This is a genomic window from Dictyoglomus thermophilum H-6-12, from assembly GCF_000020965.1.
GTDB lineage: Bacteria > Dictyoglomota > Dictyoglomia > Dictyoglomales > Dictyoglomaceae > Dictyoglomus > Dictyoglomus thermophilum.
Genome location: NC_011297.1, coordinates 1,570,645 through 1,594,074, shown reverse-complemented (window position 1 = coordinate 1,594,074; position 23,430 = coordinate 1,570,645). Strand labels below are relative to the sequence as shown.

18 protein-coding genes are annotated in these 23,430 nt (G+C 33.6%); 15 read left to right on the top strand and 3 right to left on the bottom strand.

What is annotated here, in order from left to right; all coding sequences use genetic code 11:
* Window positions 1-18: 18 nt before the first annotated feature.
* Together DICTH_RS07950 and DICTH_RS07945 are read right to left on the bottom strand one after the other, a co-directional pair.
* Entirely contained in the window at window positions 19-2,175 is a 2,157-nt protein-coding gene (locus tag DICTH_RS07950; RefSeq protein WP_012548585.1) for a diguanylate cyclase, read from the bottom strand.
* 39 nt (window positions 2,176-2,214) lie between these two features.
* Window positions 2,215-3,426 (bottom strand): sn-glycerol-1-phosphate dehydrogenase, encoded by a 1,212-nt coding sequence (locus tag DICTH_RS07945; protein ID WP_012547524.1) that lies wholly within the window; start codon window positions 3,424-3,426, stop codon window positions 2,215-2,217.
* Between the two features lie 38 nt (window positions 3,427-3,464).
* Between DICTH_RS07945 and DICTH_RS07940 the strand changes: the two genes are divergently transcribed.
* The 6 genes from DICTH_RS07940 to DICTH_RS07915 all read left to right on the top strand — a co-directional run bounded on the left by DICTH_RS07940 (window position 3,465) and on the right by DICTH_RS07915 (window position 10,592).
* Complete coding sequence (locus DICTH_RS07940; RefSeq protein WP_012547090.1) at window positions 3,465-4,355, top strand: AEC family transporter; 891 nt, start codon at window positions 3,465-3,467, stop codon at window positions 4,353-4,355.
* A 29-nt stretch (window positions 4,356-4,384) separates the two neighbouring features.
* Window positions 4,385-5,785 (top strand): alpha-glucosidase AglA, encoded by a 1,401-nt coding sequence (aglA, locus tag DICTH_RS07935; RefSeq protein ID WP_012547893.1) that lies wholly within the window; start codon window positions 4,385-4,387, stop codon window positions 5,783-5,785.
* A gap of 67 nt (window positions 5,786-5,852) precedes the next feature.
* Window positions 5,853-7,565 carry a ribulokinase gene (locus tag DICTH_RS07930; protein ID WP_012548334.1) on the top strand — a complete coding sequence of 571 codons (1,713 nt, stop codon included), beginning with the start codon at window positions 5,853-5,855 and terminating at the stop codon, window positions 7,563-7,565.
* Between the two features lie 102 nt (window positions 7,566-7,667).
* On the top strand, window positions 7,668-8,609 hold the full coding sequence (locus tag DICTH_RS07925; protein ID WP_236608261.1) for a 2-hydroxyacyl-CoA dehydratase subunit D: 942 nt from the start codon (window positions 7,668-7,670) through the stop codon (window positions 8,607-8,609).
* A complete protein-coding gene (locus DICTH_RS07920) occupies window positions 8,584-9,810 on the top strand; it encodes a 2-hydroxyacyl-CoA dehydratase subunit D (protein WP_012547236.1) in 1,227 nt (408 codons plus the stop codon). Before DICTH_RS07925 ends, DICTH_RS07920 begins: the two co-directional genes overlap by 26 nt.
* Window positions 9,807-10,592: an acyl-CoA dehydratase activase gene (locus DICTH_RS07915; RefSeq protein ID WP_012548312.1), complete on the top strand. Its 786-nt coding sequence runs from the start codon at window positions 9,807-9,809 to the stop codon at window positions 10,590-10,592. Before DICTH_RS07920 ends, DICTH_RS07915 begins: the two co-directional genes overlap by 4 nt.
* A gap of 4 nt (window positions 10,593-10,596) precedes the next feature.
* Here the strand turns inward: DICTH_RS07915 and DICTH_RS07910 are convergent, their stop codons facing one another.
* Window positions 10,597-11,607 carry a LacI family DNA-binding transcriptional regulator gene (locus DICTH_RS07910; protein WP_012546992.1) on the bottom strand — a complete coding sequence of 337 codons (1,011 nt, stop codon included), beginning with the start codon at window positions 11,605-11,607 and terminating at the stop codon, window positions 10,597-10,599.
* Between the two features lie 236 nt (window positions 11,608-11,843).
* Here DICTH_RS07910 and DICTH_RS07905 point away from each other — a divergent pair, with 236 nt between their 5' ends.
* From DICTH_RS07905 to DICTH_RS09695, 9 genes are all read left to right on the top strand, one after another.
* Window positions 11,844-13,187, top strand: coding sequence for an ABC transporter substrate-binding protein (locus DICTH_RS07905; RefSeq protein WP_012548029.1), 1,344 nt, complete (start codon window positions 11,844-11,846; stop codon window positions 13,185-13,187).
* Window positions 13,188-13,252: 65 nt separating this feature from the next.
* Entirely contained in the window at window positions 13,253-14,131 is an 879-nt protein-coding gene (locus DICTH_RS07900) for a carbohydrate ABC transporter permease (RefSeq protein ID WP_012547652.1), read from the top strand.
* Between the two features lie 12 nt (window positions 14,132-14,143).
* A complete protein-coding gene (locus DICTH_RS07895) occupies window positions 14,144-14,989 on the top strand; it encodes a carbohydrate ABC transporter permease (RefSeq protein ID WP_012548388.1) in 846 nt (281 codons plus the stop codon).
* Between the two features lie 211 nt (window positions 14,990-15,200).
* Window positions 15,201-16,457, top strand: coding sequence for an extracellular solute-binding protein (locus DICTH_RS07890; RefSeq protein ID WP_012547365.1), 1,257 nt, complete (start codon window positions 15,201-15,203; stop codon window positions 16,455-16,457).
* Between the two features lie 57 nt (window positions 16,458-16,514).
* Window positions 16,515-17,930, top strand: coding sequence for a glycoside hydrolase family 43 protein (locus DICTH_RS07885; RefSeq protein WP_012548435.1), 1,416 nt, complete (start codon window positions 16,515-16,517; stop codon window positions 17,928-17,930).
* A 36-nt stretch (window positions 17,931-17,966) separates the two neighbouring features.
* Entirely contained in the window at window positions 17,967-18,716 is a 750-nt protein-coding gene (locus DICTH_RS07880) for a LamG domain-containing protein (RefSeq protein ID WP_012547051.1), read from the top strand.
* Between the two features lie 61 nt (window positions 18,717-18,777).
* Entirely contained in the window at window positions 18,778-19,683 is a 906-nt protein-coding gene (locus DICTH_RS07875) for a carbohydrate ABC transporter permease (RefSeq protein WP_012548257.1), read from the top strand.
* 6 nt (window positions 19,684-19,689) lie between these two features.
* On the top strand, window positions 19,690-20,550 hold the full coding sequence (locus tag DICTH_RS07870; RefSeq protein ID WP_012547167.1) for a carbohydrate ABC transporter permease: 861 nt from the start codon (window positions 19,690-19,692) through the stop codon (window positions 20,548-20,550).
* A gap of 32 nt (window positions 20,551-20,582) precedes the next feature.
* The gene (locus DICTH_RS09695; protein ID WP_012548501.1) at window positions 20,583-23,390 is read left to right on the top strand and encodes an alpha-L-arabinofuranosidase C-terminal domain-containing protein; all 2,808 of its coding nucleotides are present in this window, start codon (window positions 20,583-20,585) and stop codon (window positions 23,388-23,390) included.
* The last annotated feature ends 40 nt before the right edge of the window (window positions 23,391-23,430 follow it).

Genomic DNA, 23,430 nt, shown 5'->3' with positions numbered 1-23,430 from the left:
ATTTTTATAATTTTAACACTAAAAGCTTGCGACAGAGTACTGCTTACCTCCTAATTTTTTGGCATTATACATTGCTATGTCAGCAAGGCTTAAAAGCTTTTCTGGATCTTTAGTGGTCTCAGGATATGAGGCTATGCCAATGCTTACACTTATATATACTTTCTCACCATTAGGGAGAGTTATATTCATTTTCTCAAGATTTTTTATTATCTTATCTGCAACTTTTATACTTTTTTCAAGATTTGTTTCTGGTAAGATTATTACAAACTCATCTCCTCCAAATCTGCCTACAATGTCCACTTTTCTACAATATTTTCTGAGGTTTTCTGCAATTTTCTTTAATACCCCATCTCCATACTGATGTCCAAAGGTATCATTTATAATTTTAAAATTGTCAAGATCGAGTACCATAACCGATAAGGGGCTTGAATATCTCTTAGATCTTTCTATCTCTTTTTGAAATTCTGCTTCTATATACCTTCTATTGGGAAGCTTAGTCAGAGGATCAGTAATGGCTAACTGATTTAATTCTTCAAAAAGTTTTGCACCTTGTATAGCTGCGCTGATTTGGGATCTTAGAATCTCATATATTACTCCTCTTTTAGGACCGTATTCAAATACTATATATCCAAAAAAACTCTCTTGAAAATATAATGGTTTTATTATTAAAGTTGTTCTTTCCTTTGGGTAAAGTTTTTGGGGTATTATCTCATTAGAGTTAAAACTTATTTCTTCCTGTACGATTCGATCTTTTAATCGAGCAAAGATAAGTTTCCTTTTTTCTAAGTTTTCATCGGTAGATATCAAATAGAAAGTGTTGATATTTAATTCTGGAAGCCTTATAGAAATTCTTTCAAGGATATCCTCCATTCTAAAACTTGAAAGGAGATCAGAACCAACATATCCTAAAAGTTCTGTTTCTTCATTGATTTTGAATTTCTCATATCTTAATAATTTTTCAGAATAGGCTTTTATTATTTTTTCTGCTGTTAGGATTAGATTTTCTGCGGTTTTCTTTAAATCCTCTTCTAAATATATTTGAACGAAAAGATAAAGTGAAGATGTGATTTCTTTTAGTTCTTCTATGGTTTCGGGCTCTTCCTTCTCTAAGTATTCACAAATTTTATTTAAGAAGACTTGATTATTTTCAAATAAAGAAGTAAAGAAAAAGTCATAAATTTCAGAAGGTAACTGATAATTCTTTTTGTCTTTCAAATCCTTTTCTAAGAGTTCCAGAAAGTCTTTCTTTAGTTTTCTTATCTCTGAAATATTTTTTACTTTCTCTTTTTCGGGAAAATATATATTGACGGTGCCCTCTTTGTGTCCACAAGATTCCCTTATTATTAATTTTGTGGGAAGAATAACATCTTCTCTTGTTTTCTCTCCTAAGGTCAATGAGAGACATGTTTCTAATGCTGTTTCTCCAAGTTTATAAAGGGGTTGATCTACAGTGGTAAGAGAGGGGGTTATGGAATAGGATTCTTCAATATTGTCAAAGCCTGTTATTGCAATCTCTTCCGGGATCTTTATATTCCTTCTTTTAAGTTCTTCTATTCCTCCAATGGCCATTATATCATTAGAAAAAACTATTACATCTGGTAGTTTTAGTTTTCTTTCATCTAAAAAGGCTTTAACTGCATTGATACCAGAAATTTTTGAGAAGTCTCCATAGTAGATATAATCAGAGCTTACTTCCATATGGTTTTCTCCCATTACTCTTAAAAAGATCTCATATCTTTCTTTTGCCTCATCATTATTTAATGGCCCTGTGACAAAGGCAAAGTTTTTATATTTGTGGTCTTTTACAAGATGATTAAGTAAGCTGATAAATCCTTTTGAATTATCGGTGATTATAGATGGAAAGTTTTTAACCTTAATTCCAATACTTACTGTGGGTATATCAACAAAGTTTTTGTAAAATTGAATAATTTTCTCTTTTGGTATATTATACCCCAAGACTAATCCAAGTATTATTAAGCCATCAACATTTTTAGAAGTAATTAGCTTATATATCTTGTTTCTTTGTATGTTTTCAATATCAGAGTTTAAATTTCCCCCTACAAAAACAAGGACATCAGTATTATAATTTCTGGCTGTATTAAGTATTCCAGATAATACCTTTAATTGATACCCCTCATATAGATAGTTTATTATGACTCCGATCTTCTTTCTCAAAATATATCCATCCTTTAAAAGTTAACTTTCTTAACAATATTATACATCATTTGATAAATTTTTTAAAACACCTAAAAATTGATATAGGGTAAGAATAGTAAATCTATCTCTAATGTATAGAGCATATTGTATTGCTTTTTTAATGTCCTCCTCTTTAATGTTCCAGTCTTGAGGATTTGTGGAAAATCCTAATTCATTATATGCCCTTATTATTTCCTCTTTCTTATTGAGAAGCTTTTCTGCAATAAGGTATATTTTATTTTTATTTAACTTGATTTTTTCTAAGAAGGCTCTTCTAAAAGATGGATTATTGAATTCTTTCATTCTTTCTAAATTCTCTTTTATTATTCTCTCACTAATTTGCGGAAAGTTTACTTTGATCTCCTCTTTCCATGGTTCTATATCTACTTCGTAGTCTAAGTATTGGTTAGTATTATCAAGATCAATTTCAAAAAGTTTTTCATACAGTTTTATCACATATAGGGTTGATATTCCTACTTTTATCCCATGAAATATGTCATATCCTAAAAACTCTAAATAATGGGCAATGTGGTGTTCTGCGCCTGAGGCTGGTCTTGAATTACCTACAATTGCCATTAACTCACCTGATTTTATGAGGGCTTCAAGAAGGAGTTTTTCAAAGTCAGGTTTATTTATGCTTTTTAAAGTATTCTCGCAGGCTTCATACATTTCGTTATATACTTTTTCGTTTATTGGTTCATCTGTAAGGATATTTGCAAGTTTCCAGTCGGAAAGAGCGGTATATTTCCCTATGAGATCTCCAAATCCAGCCTTTTTAAGTATCTCAGGGGCATCTTTTATTACATCTATACGAGCAAAAATTTTTTCTGGTGTTTTGGCTATAACTGTAGTTTTTATATTATCAATTGTTAAAGCGGCTACTGAAGAGGCGTATCCATCCATAGAGGGGGCTGTAGGTACCGATAGAAATCTAAGATTCATTTTATAAGAGATAAATCTAGCAATATCTGTTAAGCTTCCCGAACCTATAGATACCATCATGTGGTTACTATTTACGTGAAGCATTACTTTACATATGTGCTTTTCATCGGCATGAGCATCTCCAGGTAGGATTAGCAAATCATAATCAATATTCAATTTCTTTAATTGGCTTTCAATCTCTCTTCCAGCTACTTTGTAAGTATTTTCATCGACAAGAAGAAAAGGCTTTTCTTTTTGGTTTTTGATATACTCTATGAGATTTGAATAACTACTGTCCCAAACTAACATTTTTTGTCCTCCTGTAAAAATGATATAATTCTTTTCATATGACAGAAAGTATTTTAATAAACATACTTGTGATAATTATAGGTTATATTGCAAAAAAAATAAAACTATTTCCTGAGAGCACAGGTACTGTTCTTAGTAGATTTGTGATATATATAACCCTTCCTGCAACGATATTAAAAGTATTTATTTCTTCAGCTTTGAAGGCTGATCTTTTTATACTTCCGTTAGTGTCCTTCCTTTTTGGCCTAATTATATTTTTACTTGGTTTGTATTTTTTAAGAGGGTTGGATTTGGATGATAGATTAAAATGGACTCTACTAATTGGTATATGTGGCTACAATGTGGGGCTTTTTTCTTATCCCTTTATTAAGGGGCTTTATGGCGATGAGGGACTTCTCTATATGGCAATGTTTGATATAGGTAATTCTTTTATTGTTTTTGGACTCTCTTATGCTCTTTCTCTGATGTCGGAGAATGGGTGGTCTTTAAATAAAATTCCTTATCTTCTTAAGAGGGTTTTTTCTTTCTTTCCTTTGCAAATTTATATAATTTCTCTTGTTTTAAGCTCTCTAAAGATCAACTTTCCAGAAGTTTTTACTACTTTTGTATCTCAACTTTCTTTGCCTAATTCTACTCTTGCTCTTTTTACTCTTGGCTACTTTTTGGACTTTAATTTAAATAAATCGGAGATAAAAGCTTTATTATATGGTGTTTTATTGAGATTTATTCCGGGTTTAGCTTTGGCTTTACTCTTAAGATTGATGGGAAGTTCTCTAATGATTAAAATTATCTCTATAGGAGTACTACTTCCAGCACCTCTTGTGGTTGTGATTTATTCTAATGAGAGGAATTTGAATTCAAAGTTTGCTTCCTTTTATGTTTCTCTTACTATTCTTTTAGGTATAATTTTTCTTATACTTTTTAAGTAAAGATTTTTTAAGAAGGGGGTTAGATTCTTATGAAAATAGCTATTGTAGGGGCAGGAAGTATTAGATTTTCTTTACAAATCATTGGTGATATTGCTAAGACACCTGAATTAAGCGGATCTTTGATATCTATGATAGATGTACATGAGGAAAGATTAAATGCTTCTTATATTCTTGCTAAGAAATATGTGGAAGAAATTGGGGCTGATCTGAGGTTTGAAAAGACTAAGAGACTTGAGGAGGGCATCGAAGGAGCAGATTTTATTATAAATACTGCTCTTCCTTTTCCTGAGGGTCATGAAGATGGATTTATAAAGTATGATATAGTTACGCAGATTGGAGAAAAGCACGGTTATTACAGGGGGATTGACAGTCAGGAATTGAATATGGTCTCAACTTACACTTATGTATTGATTTCTTATTATGATCTGAAGCTTGCTATTGATATAGCAAAGGCTATGAAAAAATATGCTCCATCTTCATGGCTTCTCCAGACTGCTAATCCTGTTTTTGAAATTACCCAACTTTTAAATAGGTTAACGGATATTAATGTGGTGGGAATATGTCATGGCTTTCATGGAGTATACGAAGTATTTAACTCTTTGAGATTAGATCCAAAAGAGGTAGATTGGCAAGTTGCTGGAGTTAACCATGGAATTTTCCTTAATAGATTTTTATATAGAGGTAAGAATGCTTACCCTCTTCTTGATGAATGGATTGAAAAGGAGTCTCAAAATTGGGAGCCTAAGAATCCATGGGATCTTCAGATGAGTCCTGCGGTTATGGATATGTACAAATTTTATGGAATGCTCCCCATAGGGGATGCCTGTAGGAATGGAACATGGAAGTACAACTACAATCTTGAGACTAAAAAGAAATGGTATGGGAAGTTTGGAGGTATTGATAATGAGATAGAAAGGCCTAAATTTCATGAAGAGCTAAGAAAGGGTAGGAAGAGAATGATTGAAATTGCTAAAGAGGTTGAGAAGGATAAAAGTATAAAGTTAATGGAAATATGGCCTGAGTTATTTAATAAAGATAAATTAAGTGGTGAACAGCATATACATTTTATAAAAAGTATTACTGGAAAAGGCAAATCAAGATTAATATTGAATATTCCTAATAGAGGTACCCTATCAGGTATTCCTGACGATGTAGTGGTAGAAGTGCCTGTATGGGTAGATGAAACTGGGATAAAGCCTGAAAAGATAGAGCCTGATCTTACTCATAGGATAAAAATCTTCTACTTAATGCCAAGAATTTTAAGAATGGAATGGGCTTTAGAAGGGTTTATCTCTAAAGATATAAAAGTACTTGAGGAGATATTAGTAAGAGATCCTAGGACTAAGTCTTATGAACAGGTGCTTGCTGTTTTAGACGAGATTTTGACACAGCCTTTTAATAAAGAGCTTAGAGAATACTTGAATTACTGATTTTATTTTGAGGTATTTTTTAGTAAAATTATTACTAAAAATTGAATGATGTTTGGGAGGTATGCATATGGGTAAATATGCTATTGGCTTAGATTATGGTACTAACTCTGTCAGAGCTTTAGTAGTGGATATAAGAAATGGGGAAGAGTTGGGTACATACGTATACAATTATGAACATGGGGAAGATGGAGTGGTTCTTGATCCTAAGAATCCAAATGTAGCAAGGCAACATCCAGCCGACTACATAAAAGGGCTTGAAGTAACCATAGAGGGAGCGTTAAAGGAAGCAGAAAGGAACAGTAAGGAGTTTAGCAGAAAGGATGTTATAGGTATAGGAATAGATACTACAGGAAGCACTCCTTTACCAGTAGACAGAGATGGAATACCTCTTGCCTTTCATGAGGAGTTTAAAGACAACATTAATGCTTTGGCATGGCTTTGGAAAGATCACTCCAGTTATGAGGAGGCAGAAGAGATAACAAGACTTGCCAATGAAAAGGGATATCCATACTTGAGAAAGTATGGCGGTGTATATTCTTCTGAATGGTTTTTCTCTAAGATACTACATTGTCTGAGAGTAGATCCTAAGGTTTTTGATGCTGCATATACATGGGTAGAGATATGCGATTATATCCCAGCAGTTTTAACAGGGAAAACTAAACCCCATGAAATAAAAAGAAGTATATGTGCAGCAGGACATAAGGCTATGTTTAATTTAGAGTGGGGAGGGCTACCAAGCAAAGAATTTCTCTCTCAACTTCATCCCAAACTTGCAGAGTTAAGGGATAGGCTTTACAATAAAGCTTATACCTCTGATGTTCCTTTTGGATATATATCAGAATATTATGCGGAGAAGTTTGGGTTGAATAAAGATGTAGTAGTAGCCGTTGGAGCCTTCGATGCCCATATGGGAGGAGTTGGCGCAGGAATTAAGCCTGGCATTCTTGTAAAGGTTATAGGTACCTCTACTTGTGATATGATGGTGGTTCCTAATACTGAAAAACTTCCTGATATTCCTGGACTTTGTGGAATAGTAGATGGTTCAATCCTTCCGGGCTATTATGGACTGGAGGCGGGACAGTCTGCTGTGGGAGATATATTCAATTGGTTTGTAAAGTATTTAACTCCAAGAGAGTATTTTGGTGAGGAAGGGAGAAATAAAGATCTTCATCAATTATTAACAGAAAGAGCAGAGAAGTTAAAGACAGGAGAAAGCGGACTTCTTGCCCTTGATTGGAATAATGGAAATAGAACAGTACTTGTAGATGCCAAACTTACAGGACTTTTAATAGGGCAAACTCTCCAGACAAAACCAGAAGAGATATATAGAGCTCTAATAGAAGCAACAGCCTTTGGTGCAAGAGTAATTATGGAGAGATTTGAGGAGTATGGTGTAAAGGTTAATGAAGTAATAGCTTGTGGTGGTATACCTGAAAAGAACCCATTTGTCATGCAGGTTTATGCCGATGTCTTAGGAAGAACCATAAAAATATCTTATTCTTCTCAAACTCCAGCCCTTGGTGCAGCAATATTTGGTGCTGTGGCTGCAGGATATGAGAAGAGTGGATATAAAAATGTTGAGGAGGCTCAAAAGGCCATATGTAGAGTAAAGGATAAAGTATATTATCCAAGAGAAGAGGATAGAAATATTTACAATAGACTTTATAAGCTATATAAAGAGCTTCACGATATCTTTGGAACGAAAGAGGCATCTTACAATCTATATCATGTGATGAAAGAGTTAATCGAAATAAGAGATAAAGTAAAAGGAGTAAAGTAGTTTTTGTGATATAATTTTTCTTAAATGGAGGAGTTGAGTGATTATTATAGTTACTATTCTTATATAAAAGAGAAAATTAATTTGGGGGGTTACGTGGGATATATGTGTTCCTACGTACCCCCTGAGATTATTTCTGCTTCAGATTTTAATCCCCTTCCTTTGATTTTTCCCCAATCATATCCCGAAAGAACCGATGAATTATATCCAAAATATTTTTGTCCATATATTAGGAATGTAAATGAGTATATTTTAAGAAATGAATTAAGATTGGAAAAGGTTGTCCTCACCGATGGTTGTGATTCTTCAAAGAGAATATACGAATGTTGGAGAAATTTAGATATTTCTGAAAAAATTTACTTTTTAAAAATCCCATTTAATAGAGATGAGGAAGCTGTGAGATATTTTTCAGAGGAACTTAAAGCATTTTATCAAGATCTTAGCGAAGATATAAAGTTTGAAAAACTTGTAGAAGTAATTGATTTTTATAATTCTTTGAGAAGGGAGATTAAAAGAAATAGGTTAGGAGATCCCCTCTTTATTCTTTCTCTCCTTACAGGGAATTCTTTTACTTCTTCTAGACCTATAAGGAATAGTAATGGGTTAAGAGTTTATTTGCTTTCTTCAATGTTTCCCCTTGATTTTGTCAATTATTTGAGTGAATTAGGTATTGAAGTTATATATCTTGATGCTTGTTTTGGGGGAAATTCTTTAGAAGAGATTAAAAATTATCATGAAGATCCATTTTATGCCCTTTCTAAGTACTATCTTAGAAGGGTTACCTGTGTGAGAAATTTAGATCAGGAAAAGAGAATCAATTTGATCAAAGATTTAAAAGGAAATATTGATGGTGTTATTATTTATCTTTTGAAGTTTTGTGATCCCCTCATTTATCAAGTAGGAAGATTAAGAGAGGCTTTAAAAGGTTTAGATCTTCCAGTTCTTTTAATCGAAGACGATTATACCCTGGGAAATAAGGGACAAATAAGAACAAGAGTTGAAGCTTTCATGGAGATGATCTATGAACGTAGAAAAAATAATTTATGAGAAATCAAATATTATAAAGAGTGCTGTGAATTTTCCCCTTTTCTATTTGGGGGCAAGAATGTTCATTAGAGCAAAATATAGGGAAGATAAGGTAACCAAAATTTCTTATTTATATGCATTAGATCTTGTAAAGCATGTTTACAGTAAGAAAAGTAAAAAAATTATGATGAATATTTTTGCCCCTTCAGAGATATTTTATGCCCTTGATATGTATCCTCTTCTTCCGGAGGTGGCAGCAGGTTTTTTGGCTGCTTTTGGTTTAATAAGAAGGGCTCTTTCTGAGAGTGAGGCAATTTTAGGGAATTCTGATGTATGTAGTGTACATAGGGGAGTTGTAGGATTATCAAAACTAAAAATTTTTCCCACGCCTGATTTTTTAGTAAGCTATACAAAACCGTGTTTTTCTCCTGTATTTTCTTTTGCTCTTACAAAAGATCTAAATGGAGGAGAGATTTACATAATAGATTCTTATGAAGATATAGATTACTTGGCCTCCCAAATTGAAATGTTGTACTATAACCTTACTAAGAGGCTTGGAGTGAAAGACGGAATAAATAGGCTTAAAAAGGCTATTACTTTATCTAATGAGGCTTATAAATATTTTGAAGAGATAAAAGATCTTAGGAGAGAGTATGTAGTAATGGATGGTAAAAACTTTTTAGATTATGCAGGAATGATTTTTTCTGTTTTTGGCTCTAAATATGGAGTTGAGTTTTTTAAAAGTCTTAGAGATGAAATAAAAGAAAGAATAAAAAGGGGAGATATAATAGAGCCAAAGGTAAGATTATATTGGATGCACCTTGGTCCTTATTTTAAAACAGATTTCTTTCAATGGTTGAATAGCAAGGGTGCATATATTGTTTTTGAAGAATCTACCTCTATCTCCTGGGAGAAACTTGATGTGAGCAATCCCTTTGAATCTCTTGCCAAAAAGTTGGTAAATTTTAAAGCATTCTCAACTTTAGAAGATAGAGTAAATACGGCTTTGGAGAATGTGGAAAAATATAAAGCTGATGGGGTAATAATTTTTAATCAGTGGGGATGTAGACAAGGATCTGTTCCAGCCTATATAATTAGGCAAAAGCTTGTATCAGAGGGTATTCCTTCGATAGTTATTGATGGAGATCTGGTGGATGAGCTTAATTTTCCAAAGGAACAGATTAAAACAAGAGTAGAAGCCTTTTTAGAGGTGATATCATGAAATATTTTTTAGGTGTGGATATAGGTTCTGCTACTACAAAAGTGGTTCTGCTTTCCTATGATGGATCAGGGGATAAGATTTTAGGATACTCTATAAAGGAGACAGGTCCTGATGGGAATAAAACTGCTTTAGATTTAATTTATGACTTGTTAAAAACCCATAACCTTTCTTTAGATAATATTAATAATATTGTTGCAACTGGTTATGGAAGAGTAAAAGTAGATTTTACTCAAAAAACTAAAACTGAGATATCCTGTCATGCTAAAGGAATAAGTTTTTTGTTTCCTAATGTAAGGACGGTAATAGATATAGGAGGACAGGATAGTAAAGTAATAAAAATAGGTAAAAATGGTGCTGTGGTTGATTTTGTGATGAATGATAAATGTGCAGCAGGAACTGGACGTTTTTTGGAAATAATGTCTAAAGTACTTCAAATCTCTCTTGATGGATTTGGAGAAGTACACCTTAGGACTTTAGAGCATGTTGAGATAACTAATATATGTACTGTTTTTGCAGAATCTGAAATAATAACTTTGATCTCTGAAGGAGTTCCTAAGGAAAAGATTATAAAAGGGATAAACTATTCAGTGGCCAAAAGAGCATTTTCACTTGCTAAGAGAGTAGGCATAGAGATGGAAGTAGTTATGAGTGGAGGAGTAGCTAAAAATATTGGAGTAGTTAGGGCATTAGAAGATTTGATGGGAGTAAATATAAAAGTTCCTGAGGAGCCTCAGATAATTGGAGCCTTAGGGGCTGCTCTTTTTGCTAAAGAACTTTCGTAGTCTTTTATTTAATTGGCGCAGGGCCTGTAGATTTTCTAATTACAAGGTAAGTATGGATATAAGATACAGCTTTTTCTCCTTTTTCTATTGCTCTCAATATTAATTCTGCCGCCTTTGTTCCTACTTCTTGTTGAGGAAAGACTACGGTAGTTAAGGGAGGATTGACATAGGAGGCCATCATAATATCATCAAGTCCCACAATGGACATATCTTCTGGTATTCTTATTCCTTGGTTTTGAGCCTCCCTTAAAGCACCAATAGCCATCATATCATTAGATGCAAAAACAGCAGTAGGTCTTGGATCAAGTTTTAGAATTTTTTTCATGGCTTCTTCGCCGCTTCTCATTTTAAAGTCTCCTTCAAAGATCCTGTCTTCGGGTAAGTCAATGTTGTATCTTTTAAGAGCCATTTTAAAGGCTCTGAGTCTTGCTTGGGCTGTTTCTAAATCAAGAGGACCTGTAATTATGGCTATATCTGTATGTCCTAAGTTAACAAGATGGGTAACGGCTTCGGATATGCCTGATTGAAAATCTACTAATAGCCCACTAACATCAAGACCTTCTATATTTCTATCAAAGACTAATACAGGAATTTCGTACAATTTTAGAAGTTCTATCACTGAATCATCCAATCTGTTAGTCATTATTATTACTCCATCTACATTTCTATCTATAAACCTTTTTATAGAGGTGCATCCAAGCTCAGGGTCGTAATCAGTATTGCATAAGAATAGGCTATATCCATGTTTTAATAAGACACTCTCAACCCCTATTACCACAGCTGGATAGAAGGGGTTTGTAACATCGCTTATTACAAGTCCTATAGTATAAGTTTTTTTAATCTCTCTCTCAGGACTATAACCAAGTTCCTGAGCAATTTTCAAGATTCTTGTTTTGGTTTCAGGATTAAGGGAACCTTTATTATTTAGTGCGAAAGAGACTGCCGATACGGATACACCAGCAGCCTTTGCAATATCTTTTAATGTAACCTTTTTCTTTGTACTTTCTCTTTTCATTACTCTCACCTTTTTAAAACAGAACTATTAAAATTTTACTTAAAATATACAATTATTTTAATTAGTAGTCAACAGGTTAAACTTGACTTTTAAAAGTTGACTTTAAAAATTATTAGTGTTATATTATTTAGTGAAATTTCTAGTAAAATTTTTAAGGGGGGCGATAAAGTAATTTTGTAAACCTTCTTGAATCTCATTTGAGTTTTTCCAAATTTTCTCAAAGGGGAGGGTTATTTATGAAAAGGTTTTTGATTTTAATTTCTGTTGCTTTGTTTCTATTATTAATTGTTGGGGGATATGCTCAAAAACAAGTGGTTTTAAATGTGTGGTCATCACCTGATAATGCTGATGCTTTGCAAGATATTGCTCAAAGATTTATGCAAAAATATCCTAACATAAAAGTACAGGTAACACCTATATCTTGGGAAGTACTTTATCCAAGGATGTTAGCTGATGTGGCAAGTGGAACTGGGGCTTTTGATGTAGCAACTTGGGACGTTATGACAGCAGGAGCAGTAGCAAAAGGATTTGTAGATTTGAATGAGTTTAGAAAACAAAATCCCGATCTTGTAGATCCTAATTGGGACATGAAGGATTTTGATCCTACCATATGGCATATAGCTGGTATGTGGGCAGGAAAGAATATAGGTATACCTTTTTATTGCAATACTATGCTTTTCTATTATCGTAAAGATCTCTTCAATGATTCTAAGTTAAAAGCAGAATTTAAGAAGATGTTTGGAAAAGACCTCAAAGTTCCAAAGACTTGGGAAGAGACTGTTGAGGTTGCAAAATTTTTCACAAAGAAATTTAATCCTAATTCTCCTACAGAGTATGGTATAGCTCTTATGTTCCCAAGAACCCATACATTATTCTATATGTACTTGTTGTACTTTGCTCCTTATAGGAGAAGTCAGGAAGGTTTGAAGAAATGGGGTCCTGTAGATCTTGATTATGGAGATTACTTCACCTCCGATAAAAAACCAGCCTTTAACTCTCCTGAAGGGGTAAAAGCCCTTGAGACTATGAAGGCTTTAATGCCTTATAGCCCTGATCCTCTTGGATCTGATTATGGTGAAACATTAGAATACTTTGCAAGAGGAACTGTAGCTATGGTTCCACAATGGACTGGAGTGTGGGCAACTTTCAAGACATCTTCTGCTCTACAACCCATCGATAAAAAAGTAGGCGTCGCAGTAATGCCTGGTGGACATTCTGTGAGTGGAAATTGGGCTCTTGGATTAAACATTGCAAGCAAAAATAAGAGAGAAGCCTTCATGTTTATTCAATTTGCAACTAATAAAGAAAATGACAAGATTAAATTTATAAAATACGGAGTAGCACCTTCAAGACTTTCTACTGTAAGAGATCCCGAGGTTAGAAAAGCGGATCCCAGAGTATCTGTGTTCTTACAGACCATAAAGACTCAATCACATCGTCCAAGGATTCCTGAAGAGCCTAAACTTGAGGATGTTACTGTAGGAGTATTCTCTGAAATTTTGATGGGTAAAAGACCTAATACTGTAGAAGAACTCAATAAACTGGCCGAACAGTGGATGAATATCCTATCTGGTAAGTAATAAGCTTTTGGGGGGAGCTTAATGCTCCCCCTATTAATTAAAAATTAAGGATAGGGGGAAATTTAATGGATAAAGGAACAAGACGGACAGCGATACTTATGGTTATGCCTCTTGTGTTTGTGTTTTTATTACTTACTATTTTCCCCTTTATCTACATGATAGTTATTTCTTTTATGCATTACAATTTAGCAGAATGGAAAGCTCCCTATTTTGTTGGATTAGAGAATTATATTAAAGCCTTTAAGGATGAAGGTGTCCATTCTACTTTGGAATTTACTTTTTTACTTGTATTATTGGCTCTACCTATCGAAATTATTTTAGGAGGATTTATCGCTTTATTTATACAAAACTTGGTTGGTGAAAAGATTGTGAGAAGTTCTTTGCTTTTACCTATGATGATTCCTGCAGTAGTTGTAGGAGTTATATGGAAGATGCTTTTTAATTATGAATACGGTCCAGTCAATTATCTATTAAGTCTTTTTAGAGTGAATAAAATTGCTTGGTTTGGAGATCCATTTTTCGCAAGGATTGCCGTAGTCATAATGGATATATGGCAATGGACTCCTTTTATTTTCTTAGTTCTGTATGCAGGATTACAAACAGTTCCTACGGATCTAATTGAAGCTGCAAAAGTTGATGGTGGAAATAGATGGGTTATTTTTAGGTATATTGAGTTTCCATTTCTTAGGCCTCTTTTCTGGATATTAATAATCTTAAGGCTAATAGATATCTTGAGAATGTTTGATATTGTTTATATGACAAGTTTTGGTGGACCAGGTTATGCTACCCATACTCTCAGTTTCTATATATATAAAGTAGGGGTATCTTTTGGATGGGATGTAGGATATGCCTCAGCTTTAAGTATTTTACTCCTTATTTTAGTAACAATTCTAACAAATATACTTATAAGGACAATGAGGCTTTGGGAATATTTGGAGTTATAGGGGGTTAAAACTATGAAATATCTATTATATTCTGTTAAATGGTTAATTCTTTTAGTTATTCTTGTTTTTTTCCTTTTTCCAGTATATTGGCTTATTATAACTGCTTTTAAGCCTGCAAGTGATTGGTTTACATGGCCTCCCATGATCTTTCCAAGGACCTTAACATTGGAGAATTTTACTGGTGGAGGAAGTTTTTATGGAAGTACAACAACTTCTATTGAGAATATAACACCTTACCTTAGAAACAGTACTGTAATATCTTTGATAACCTCTATTCTTGCTGTTATCATTTCTGCTCTGGCTGCCTATTCTATATCACGATTCAAGACCGGAGGTAGAAAGTTTGCTAATTGGATAATTTCTATTAGGATGTTACCTCCTATTGCCTCCGCTCTACCCTTATACATTCTCTTTAAAAATTTAAGGTTGCTTGATACTTGGACTGCTCTTGTTATGGTATATCTTATATTTACTATTCCTTTTAGTACTTGGGTTTTGATTTCTTTCTTTAATGGAATACCTAAAGAACTAGATGAAGCAGCATATATAGATGGAGCTTCATCGTTAAGTACATTCTTTCATGTAGTTTTGCCTCTTAGTGCTCCAGGACTTGCTGCAATGATGACTCTGAGTTTTGTTACTTGCTGGGGAGAATTTCTTCTTGCTTTAATTCTAACAAGTACTGCAAATTCTCAAACTTTGCCTGTATATCTTGGAAGATATATTACAGGTTGGAGAATAGCTTGGGGACCATTGGCAGCTGCAGGCATCGTTACTATGCTTCCAGCAGTAATCTTCTCTTTTACTATGCAAAGATATCTTTTGAGAGGACTTACTTTTGGAGCTGTGAAATATTAATTACTGGTTTTGGTTTTAAAAAATACTTGACAATCTAAATACCTTTGATTTAAAATTAAACTAAAAATTTTAGTAAATTTTGTTTTATGTGTTTCTGGAAACCTTTCCAGTAAAGTTAAGTTAAGGGGGTGACAAAATAAAAGAAAAAGGTTTTTAAAAAAACTTAGATTTGTTTTTAAATGATGCTTAGAAATTAAAGGGGGTTTAAAGGATGAGAATCAAAAAATTAAGTTTAATCATGTTAGTAAGTTTACTGATTCTAATAGTAATAAGTTTGGGACAGGCTAAGAAAATAACTCTGACCTTTATGACACCGCTTGGAGGAGCAGATGGAGCTTATATGGATAAAATTATTGCTAACTTTAATAAAGAACATCCTGATATAGAAGTTGTACACCTTGTTTTAGTAAATTCTTTGGAATACAAAACAAAGTTATCCACAGGAATTGCTACAAAGCAAGCTCCGCAAGTTTTGTTTATAAGAAAACCTGATATGCCTCTTTTTATTGAGCAAGATCAATTTAAAACTTTTACAGAAAAAGAATTGAAACAATATGGGATAGATATTAAGGATGTTTATCCAGAACTGCTCAAAGGAATTGTAAATGGGGATAAGATATATGGAATTCCCTTAGATTGTTGGATATTCTATATGGCATATAATAGGGGAAATTTTGCAAAAGCAGGATTAGATCCTGACAAACCACCAAGGACTAGAGCTGAATTTGAAAAAGCAATGGAAGCACTTAAAAAGGTCACTCCTAAAGGTGTTACTCCGTACTATGAAAATCCTACCTGGAGCTGGTTGTGGGTACATTTAATGTGGCAATTTGGAGGAGATTTATTAACTCCAGACTTTAAGAAACCGGCATTTCAGGAGGCGGGAGCAAAGGCATTACGGCTTCTTATGAGTTTTCAAGATAAAGGATATCTTCCTAAATCTTCTGTAGATCCAGGGCCTGCTTTTGAGAGTGGGCAATCAAGTGTATTAATTACAGGAGTATGGACATCTACGGCTTGGAAAGGTGTTTTGAAAGAGAATTTTGGAGCAGCACCAGCGCCACTATTTGGAACTCATAGGGCAGTATTTGGTGGATCTCATGTGTTAGCTTTACCGAAAGTAATGGTGGAAGACCCACAAGTATTAAAGGCTGCTATGACATGGGTGAAGTATCTTTGGGATCATGCTATTGAATGGTATGCGGCTGGACAAACACCTGCAAGAAAATCTATAGCAACAAGTAAAGAATTAAAAGATAAACTCCCATATATATACACAATAGCTCAACAATTACCTTATGTGAAGACTTTCCAAATGTTCCCATATATTTCTGAAATAGTAGATACAATAGCAACTTATTTAGAAGATGTATTAATAACAAGAAAATTAACTCCAGAAAAAGCAATGGAGATGGCAGCAGAAGAAGTTATGCCAATAATAGAAGATTACTGGGCAGGAAAAAAGTAAGCTATTTATAGGGAGGAGGAAAAAAACTCCTCCCTCTCTTTATGGAGGGAAAGATTTATGAAACATTTGTTTTTAATATTTTTAATTGCTTTACTGAGTACTGCATTTTCAGCTACAGAAGAAGTGCCTTTACAAATTTGGGCTTCTGTTCATGATCCTGCAATAATTAAAGCAGAGGATTCATATTATGTTTTTGGGTCGCATCTTGCAGTAGCAAAATCTAAAGATCTTATGGTATGGCAGATAGTAAATTCTAGTCTCAGTGATGATAATAAGATAATCCCTAATATTTCTAAGGAACTTTCTGAAGCTTTTGAGTGGGCCGAAACTCCTGCGCCTGATGTGTGGGCACCTTGTGTAATACGGCTTTTAGATGGCAAATACTATATGTATTATTGTGTTAGTACTTTTGGATCTTTTAGATCTGCCATTGGAGTAGCAGTTTCCGATAATATAGAAGGGCCCTATAGGAATTTAAAAATCATACTAAAGTCAGGTATACGTTTTGAAGAAGGTTTAGCTCCAGATGGTACTCAATACAATCCTCAAAAACATCCCAATTGTATTGATCCTCATGTGTTCTATGATAAAGATGGAAATTTATGGATGAGCTATGGATCATATTTTGGAGGAATCTATATTATCAAGTTAGATCCTAAAACAGGTTTTCCTCTTCCTAATCAGGGATATGGGAAAAAGATTGCCGGCGGAAATCATGCTCCTATGGAAGGATCCTTTATTCTATATAATCCTGAAACAGGTTATTATTATCTCTTTTTAAGCTTTGGGGGATTAGACTCTAAGGGTGGTTATAACATAAGAGTTGCAAGATCAAAAAATCCAGATGGACCTTATTTGGACTCTCAAGGTAAGGATATGGCAGAAGCGGTAGGAAGAGATAAAGTAAAACTAGCAGACTATGGGGTAAAATTAATTGGAAATTTTAATTTAAATAGGAACAATCCTCGGAGTATCTTGACTTTTGGATATGTCTCTCCTGGACATAACTCGGCTTATTATGAACAAGAGACAGGTAAATATTTTATAGTTTTTCATACAAGATTTCCCGGAAGAGGTGAATTCTTTACTTTAAGAGTTCATCAGATGTTTTTCAATTCAGAAGGTTGGCCTGTAATAGCTCCTTTCCCTTATGGAGGAGAAACTATTTCAAAATTAGATGTTAATAATGTTGTAGGAGAATATCTCTTTATTGATCATGGAAAAGATATTACTGGAGATATAAAAACCCCAATTAATATTTTCTTGAATGCAGATGGCTCAATTTCTGGAGAACTTGCTGGTAAGTGGGAATTAAAAGATAAATATATCACTTTGGAAATAAAAATGGATAATAGTTTTGAAACTTATAAAGGTGTGATCTTATCCCAGTGGGATCCCATGTCTCTTAAAAAGACAGTAACTTTTTCTTGTGTGTCTAAGAATGGAGTTTCAGTGTGGGGTATTAAAAAATAAAAAAAATAAAAAATTAAAAATAAAGGGGGTTTTAAAATGAAGGTTAAATTTTTATTAGGTTTGCTGATTTCTTTGATTTTTGTTTTAATTGTTGGTTTTGGACAGGAAGATGGTTTAATTGCTTATTTCCCTTTTGATGGAAACTTGAAAGATGTTACGGGACATTTTCCTGAAGGGAGAATAGTAGGTGCTAAAATAAACATTTCAGCTAAAGATATAGAGTATACAGATGGAATCAAGGGGAAGGCGCTACTTCTAAATGGAAGAAGAGGAATACTATTACCCGATGATTTGATCAAAGATTATGATTACAGTGTATCTTTCTGGGTGAATATAGAGACTTTCACTATGCATACTACAACATTTTTTGGAGTATATGTTGATGATCAAGGGGCTTTTCACTGGATTAGTTTTGTACCTTTTGGATGGCCTCAGGGAACTTTGCTTTGGGCAAGAGACGATGTAAAAGATATTTGGTATGATGGTTTATTTTCAGAGAATTTGCAAACAGGGAAATGGTACCATATAGTCATTGTCGTTGATAAAGGAAAGGCAAAAGTATATGTTAATGGTAAACAAATGATATCAAAAGTTCAAATTAATGGACAGCCTAACCCTGAAGGACTTGTCCCTGATGTATTTAGTTTAAAACCTGGTGGAACTTTTGCGGTTGGTGTGAATTATTGGGATCCTCCCTTAAGAGGAATTTTCGATGAACTTAAAATATACGACAAACCTTTAACTGAGAAAGAAGTATTAGATCTATACAATTCTTACTCTAAGTAGGTTAAAGCCCCCTCATTATTGAGGGGGCTTTAATAGACAGAGCTGATAGGAGGGAACATTAATGAGTAAGAAAATATCAAAGAAGCGATTACGTGATACGTTAGAAGCTTATTTATTTCTTCTACCTCATTTTATTTTTTTTGTAATTTTTATTGTACTGCCATTGCTATATGGAATAGTCATAAGCTTTCACGATTGGAAGATTATCGGAAAAGCTCGCTTTGTTGGATTAGAAAATTTTAAAAGGGTTTGGGAAGATCCAAGATTTTGGGACTCTTTAAAAAATACTATTATGTTTGCAATTATCAGTGTTCCATTGATAGTTGCTCTTGGAATAATTCTTGCTATTTTACTTAACAAGAGATTTTATGGTAAATTGTGGGCATTAACTGCTTTTGTTTCTCCTACTTTTTTTGGTTCAATAGGGATTTTGTTTTCATGGCGATGGATATTAGGTTCACAACCTCAAGCTTTGGCAAATTATTATCTTCAAAAAATAGGTATAATCCATACTGCAACCTCATGGTTTAAAACTCCTCAAATGGCGTGGACTTGGATTATTATTATCACTGCATGGTGGATTGTTGGTTTTAGTGTTCTTCTTTATTTAGGGGCTCTTCAAAGAATTCCACCTGAGCAGTACGAAGCAGCAAAACTTGATGGAGCTAATTCTTGGCAGCAATTCATACATATTACGTTGCCTTGGATAAGAAATGTAATGTTTTTTGATGTAGCTCGTCATGTACTACTAGCTTTTGGACTGTTTGATCAAGTATATATACTTACAGGAGGCGGTCCTGCAGGATCTACACGAACTATAGTTTACTATTTGTATCTCGTTGGATTTGAGAGACAACAGTTAGGAAGAGCAGCAGCAATTTCCTGGTATATTTTTATAGTTATTGTGGCTTTTAGCGCAGTTCAATTGGCGTTGTTAACTCGGTCGATCAAGTCTGCGGAGGTGTAATAAATTATGAAAGCATGGTGGAGAATAAAGAAGGAAATTAAGACTATTATTTTTTCTCTTGTGATTTGTGTTATTGGTATTATTTGGTTTATTCCTATTTTTTGGATGTTATCAACCTCTTTTAAACCTACGCCCGTTGCAGTAGCGGAGGTTAAACCGCAGTGGATTCCAAAACCTTTTACTATTGAAAATTACTTAACTGTTTGGAGTCCTGCTGGTGGGATAAGTGTTGCTAATGCTTTTAAGAATAGTGTAATTGTGGCAATTATAGCTACCATAGCTGGATTAGTAGTTGCTACCCCTGCTGCTTATGCTCTTTCAAGAATTGAATTTCCAGGCCAAAAGCTGATATTTTGGGCTTATGTAGCTATTCTTGCTTTTCCTGGTATCCTCTTTTTGGTTCCAAATTATTTTATAATTCATAGTTTAAATCTTATGAACACTTTTTCTGCACTCATTTTGCCTGGATTAGGAGGTACTTTTGGAGTATTTATGCTTCGTCAATATATGTTAGGAATTCCTAAGGAACTTGAAGAGGTAGCTTTTATTGATGGCTGTAGTAGATTAAGATTTCTTATAACTATTGCTGTTCCACTTATTAGACCAGCATTAGTTACTCTTGCATTGATGACTTTTTTAGGTTCTTGGAATAGTTTTTTGTGGCCATTACTAGTGCTTACAACTTCTGATAAATTTACATTACCTATAGCTCTTGTGAGATTTAGTGCTGGTTGGGGAGATCCTTATAGGGGTATAGGTCCTACTATGGCTGCTGCTTTTATTTCTGTAGCGCCTGTTTTATTAATTTTTGTACTGTTTCATAGGTATTTGTTGAGAGGAATTTCTTTGGGAGGAGTTGTTAAGTAGAGGATACAGTTTTTTCTCTTGGGAGGATGTTAATGATGAGAATGTTTAATATTTTCCTTATGTTGATATTCCTTTTATTAGTTGTCACTTATGGAGATAAAACTGAGTACATCATTGAAGTAAATGCTGACAAGCAAGGTGTTCAAATAAGTCCAATTCTTTATGGCTTGTTTTTTGAGGATATTAATTATGCGGCTGACGGAGGAATATATGCAAACTTAATTCAAAATGGTTCTTTTGAATTTTATAATAAGTTTACAGATAATAAATTTTATGCTTGGGAGAAACTATTTTCTAAAGACTCTCAAGGAACGGTATCCATAGAATCATCTGATCCTTTAAATAAAAATAATCTTAACTATTTGCATATTCATGTGGATAATCCTGGAGTTGATGGATTGGGAGTTGAAAATAAAGGTTTTGATGGTATGTTTTTTATACAAGACGATGAATACTATTTTTCAATGTTTTCTAGAGCTAAAAATTTCAAAGGAACTGTCAGAATACTCTTAGTGAATGAAAATGAAGAGGTTTTAGACTCTAGAGATTTACAGATAAGCTCTGAAAATTGGGAAAAATATGAAGTCACTTTAGTTCCCTCTAAAACTACTGAAAAAGGAATGCTTGTAATTAAAGTTATGGGGCCTGGAGATTTGTATATAGATATGGTTAGTTTGTTTCCAAGAAATGCATGGAAGGGTATATTGAGAAATGATTTAGTAAAATTCTTAAAAGATTTTAAGCCGGGATTCTTAAGGTTCCCTGGAGGTTGTATTGTGGAAGGTGATAGCATTGGGAACATGTATAGATGGAAGAATACTATAGGAAAGCCTGAAGAAAGGAAACTTACTTATAATCTTTGGTATAGTCAGCGTTATCCTTACTATCATCAATCTTTTGGTCTTGGTTTTTTTGAATATTTTCTTCTTTCGGAGTATTTAGGCGCGGAACCTGTACCAGTTCTTAATGCTGGAATGACTTGTCAGGCAAGAGGGGCAACATATATTCCTTTGAGTAAGTTAAATGAATTTGTTCAGGATGCCTTGGATCTTGTTGAATTTGCTAATGGATCTCCTCAAACAGTCTGGGGAAGTAAAAGAAGAGAAATGGGACATCCAGAACCTTTTAATCTAAAAATGATTAGCATAGGGAATGAACAATGGGGAGCTCCATATTTTGAAAGGTATCCATATTTTCACTTAGCTTTAAAGAATAAGTTCTCAGATCTTAAACTTATAGGTTGCGTTGGACCTGCGCCAGATGACGAAAATTATTTAAATGCAATGGATTGGCTAAGGAGGCTTTCTCCATCCGAAAGACCTGATATTATTGATGAACATATTTATAAATCTCCGGCCTGGTTTTATCAGAACATACATCGTTATGATAACTATGATAGAAATATGCCAAAGGTATTTATTGGAGAGCTTGCTGCTCATGACTACTCAAGATTAAATTCTCTTAGATCAGCTCTTGCAGAAGCCTCTTATTTAACAGCCATAGAGGAAAATTCTGACATCGTTAAAATGGTATCTTACGCGCCATTATTTGGTAAATTTGGTTATACTCAATGGCAACCTAACTTTATTTGGTTTACTAATTCTTTGGCTTATGGTTCTGTGAATTACTATGTCTGGAGGCTGTTTAGTCAAAATTTGGGAGATTACACTGTTTATTCCCATCTCTTTAAGAGGGATGGAGAAATTTTTGATTTTTCTGGCTATATTGGTTTAGGGTCATTGGGTAATACTTTTTTCAAAGATTTCAGTTTATTAGACTCTAAAGGAGGAATAATTTACAAAGATTTATTTACAAACTTGAATAACTGGAAAATTTTAAGTGGTAAGTTTAGTGTCAACAAAGGTATTTTAAATTCTTCTAACGTGGAGGAGCCTTCTCTTATTTATTTAAAAACTAAATCTTTGAAGGGAAAATACTCGATCAATTTTAAGGTAATGTTTAAAAACTTCAATGATAAATTTATCATTTATAACTTCTTAAAAGACAGTAAAAACTATGTTGCTTGGTATATTGATAGTAATTATGCCTATGCAAAGTTAACTTATGATGGAGTGGATTATCAGCTTACTCCTTTTTATAGGACAAATCTAAGATCTAATGAGTGGTACAATGTGAAGATGGTAGTCGAGGGTAATCGGATGAAGCTATATATTAAAAATAGTGATTTTTTATCTAAGGATGAACCTGATTTTGTGATAGAAGTAAACCCAAAACTTGGTCCTATTTATTTGACTACAAGTATTGATAAAGAAACCTCTGATTTGATAATAAAAGTTGTAAACCCATCTTCGGAAGAGGTTAATTGTCTTATAAAGCTTGAGGGGCTAAAATACATTCATCCAAAGGCTCTTGTTTCATGGATAAATGGAAGTCCAAGAGATGAAAATAATATAGCAAATCCTCAAAAACTTATTCCGAACTCTAAATTGATAAATGTCTCTAAAGAATTTAATTACCGGTTTATCCCTTATTCCGTAACTATTATTAGAATAAGAACAAAACCTACGGACTTTCCAAAACCTACTGTCTTTTCCATTAGGAGTAGTAAAAACTATTTAAAAGTAGGTGATACACTAAGATTGATAGTTGAGGCTGGTTTGATGAGCGACGGGACTAATATCGATATGAGTTCTGCTTTGGTTTATTTCGAGGTAGATCAGAAAGATACAGCAGAGTTTATCTATGATCCTGTTACAGGTTTATATGATATCTTACTTTTGAAAAAGGCTCCGAAAGATAATAGATTAAAGATATGGGGAAAGGTAAGTATTAATGGATTTGAAATTGTTTCTAATATTCTTGAATTAATTGTTGAGTAATTAGAATCGATTTCTTCTTGAATTCAAAATAAATTTATAG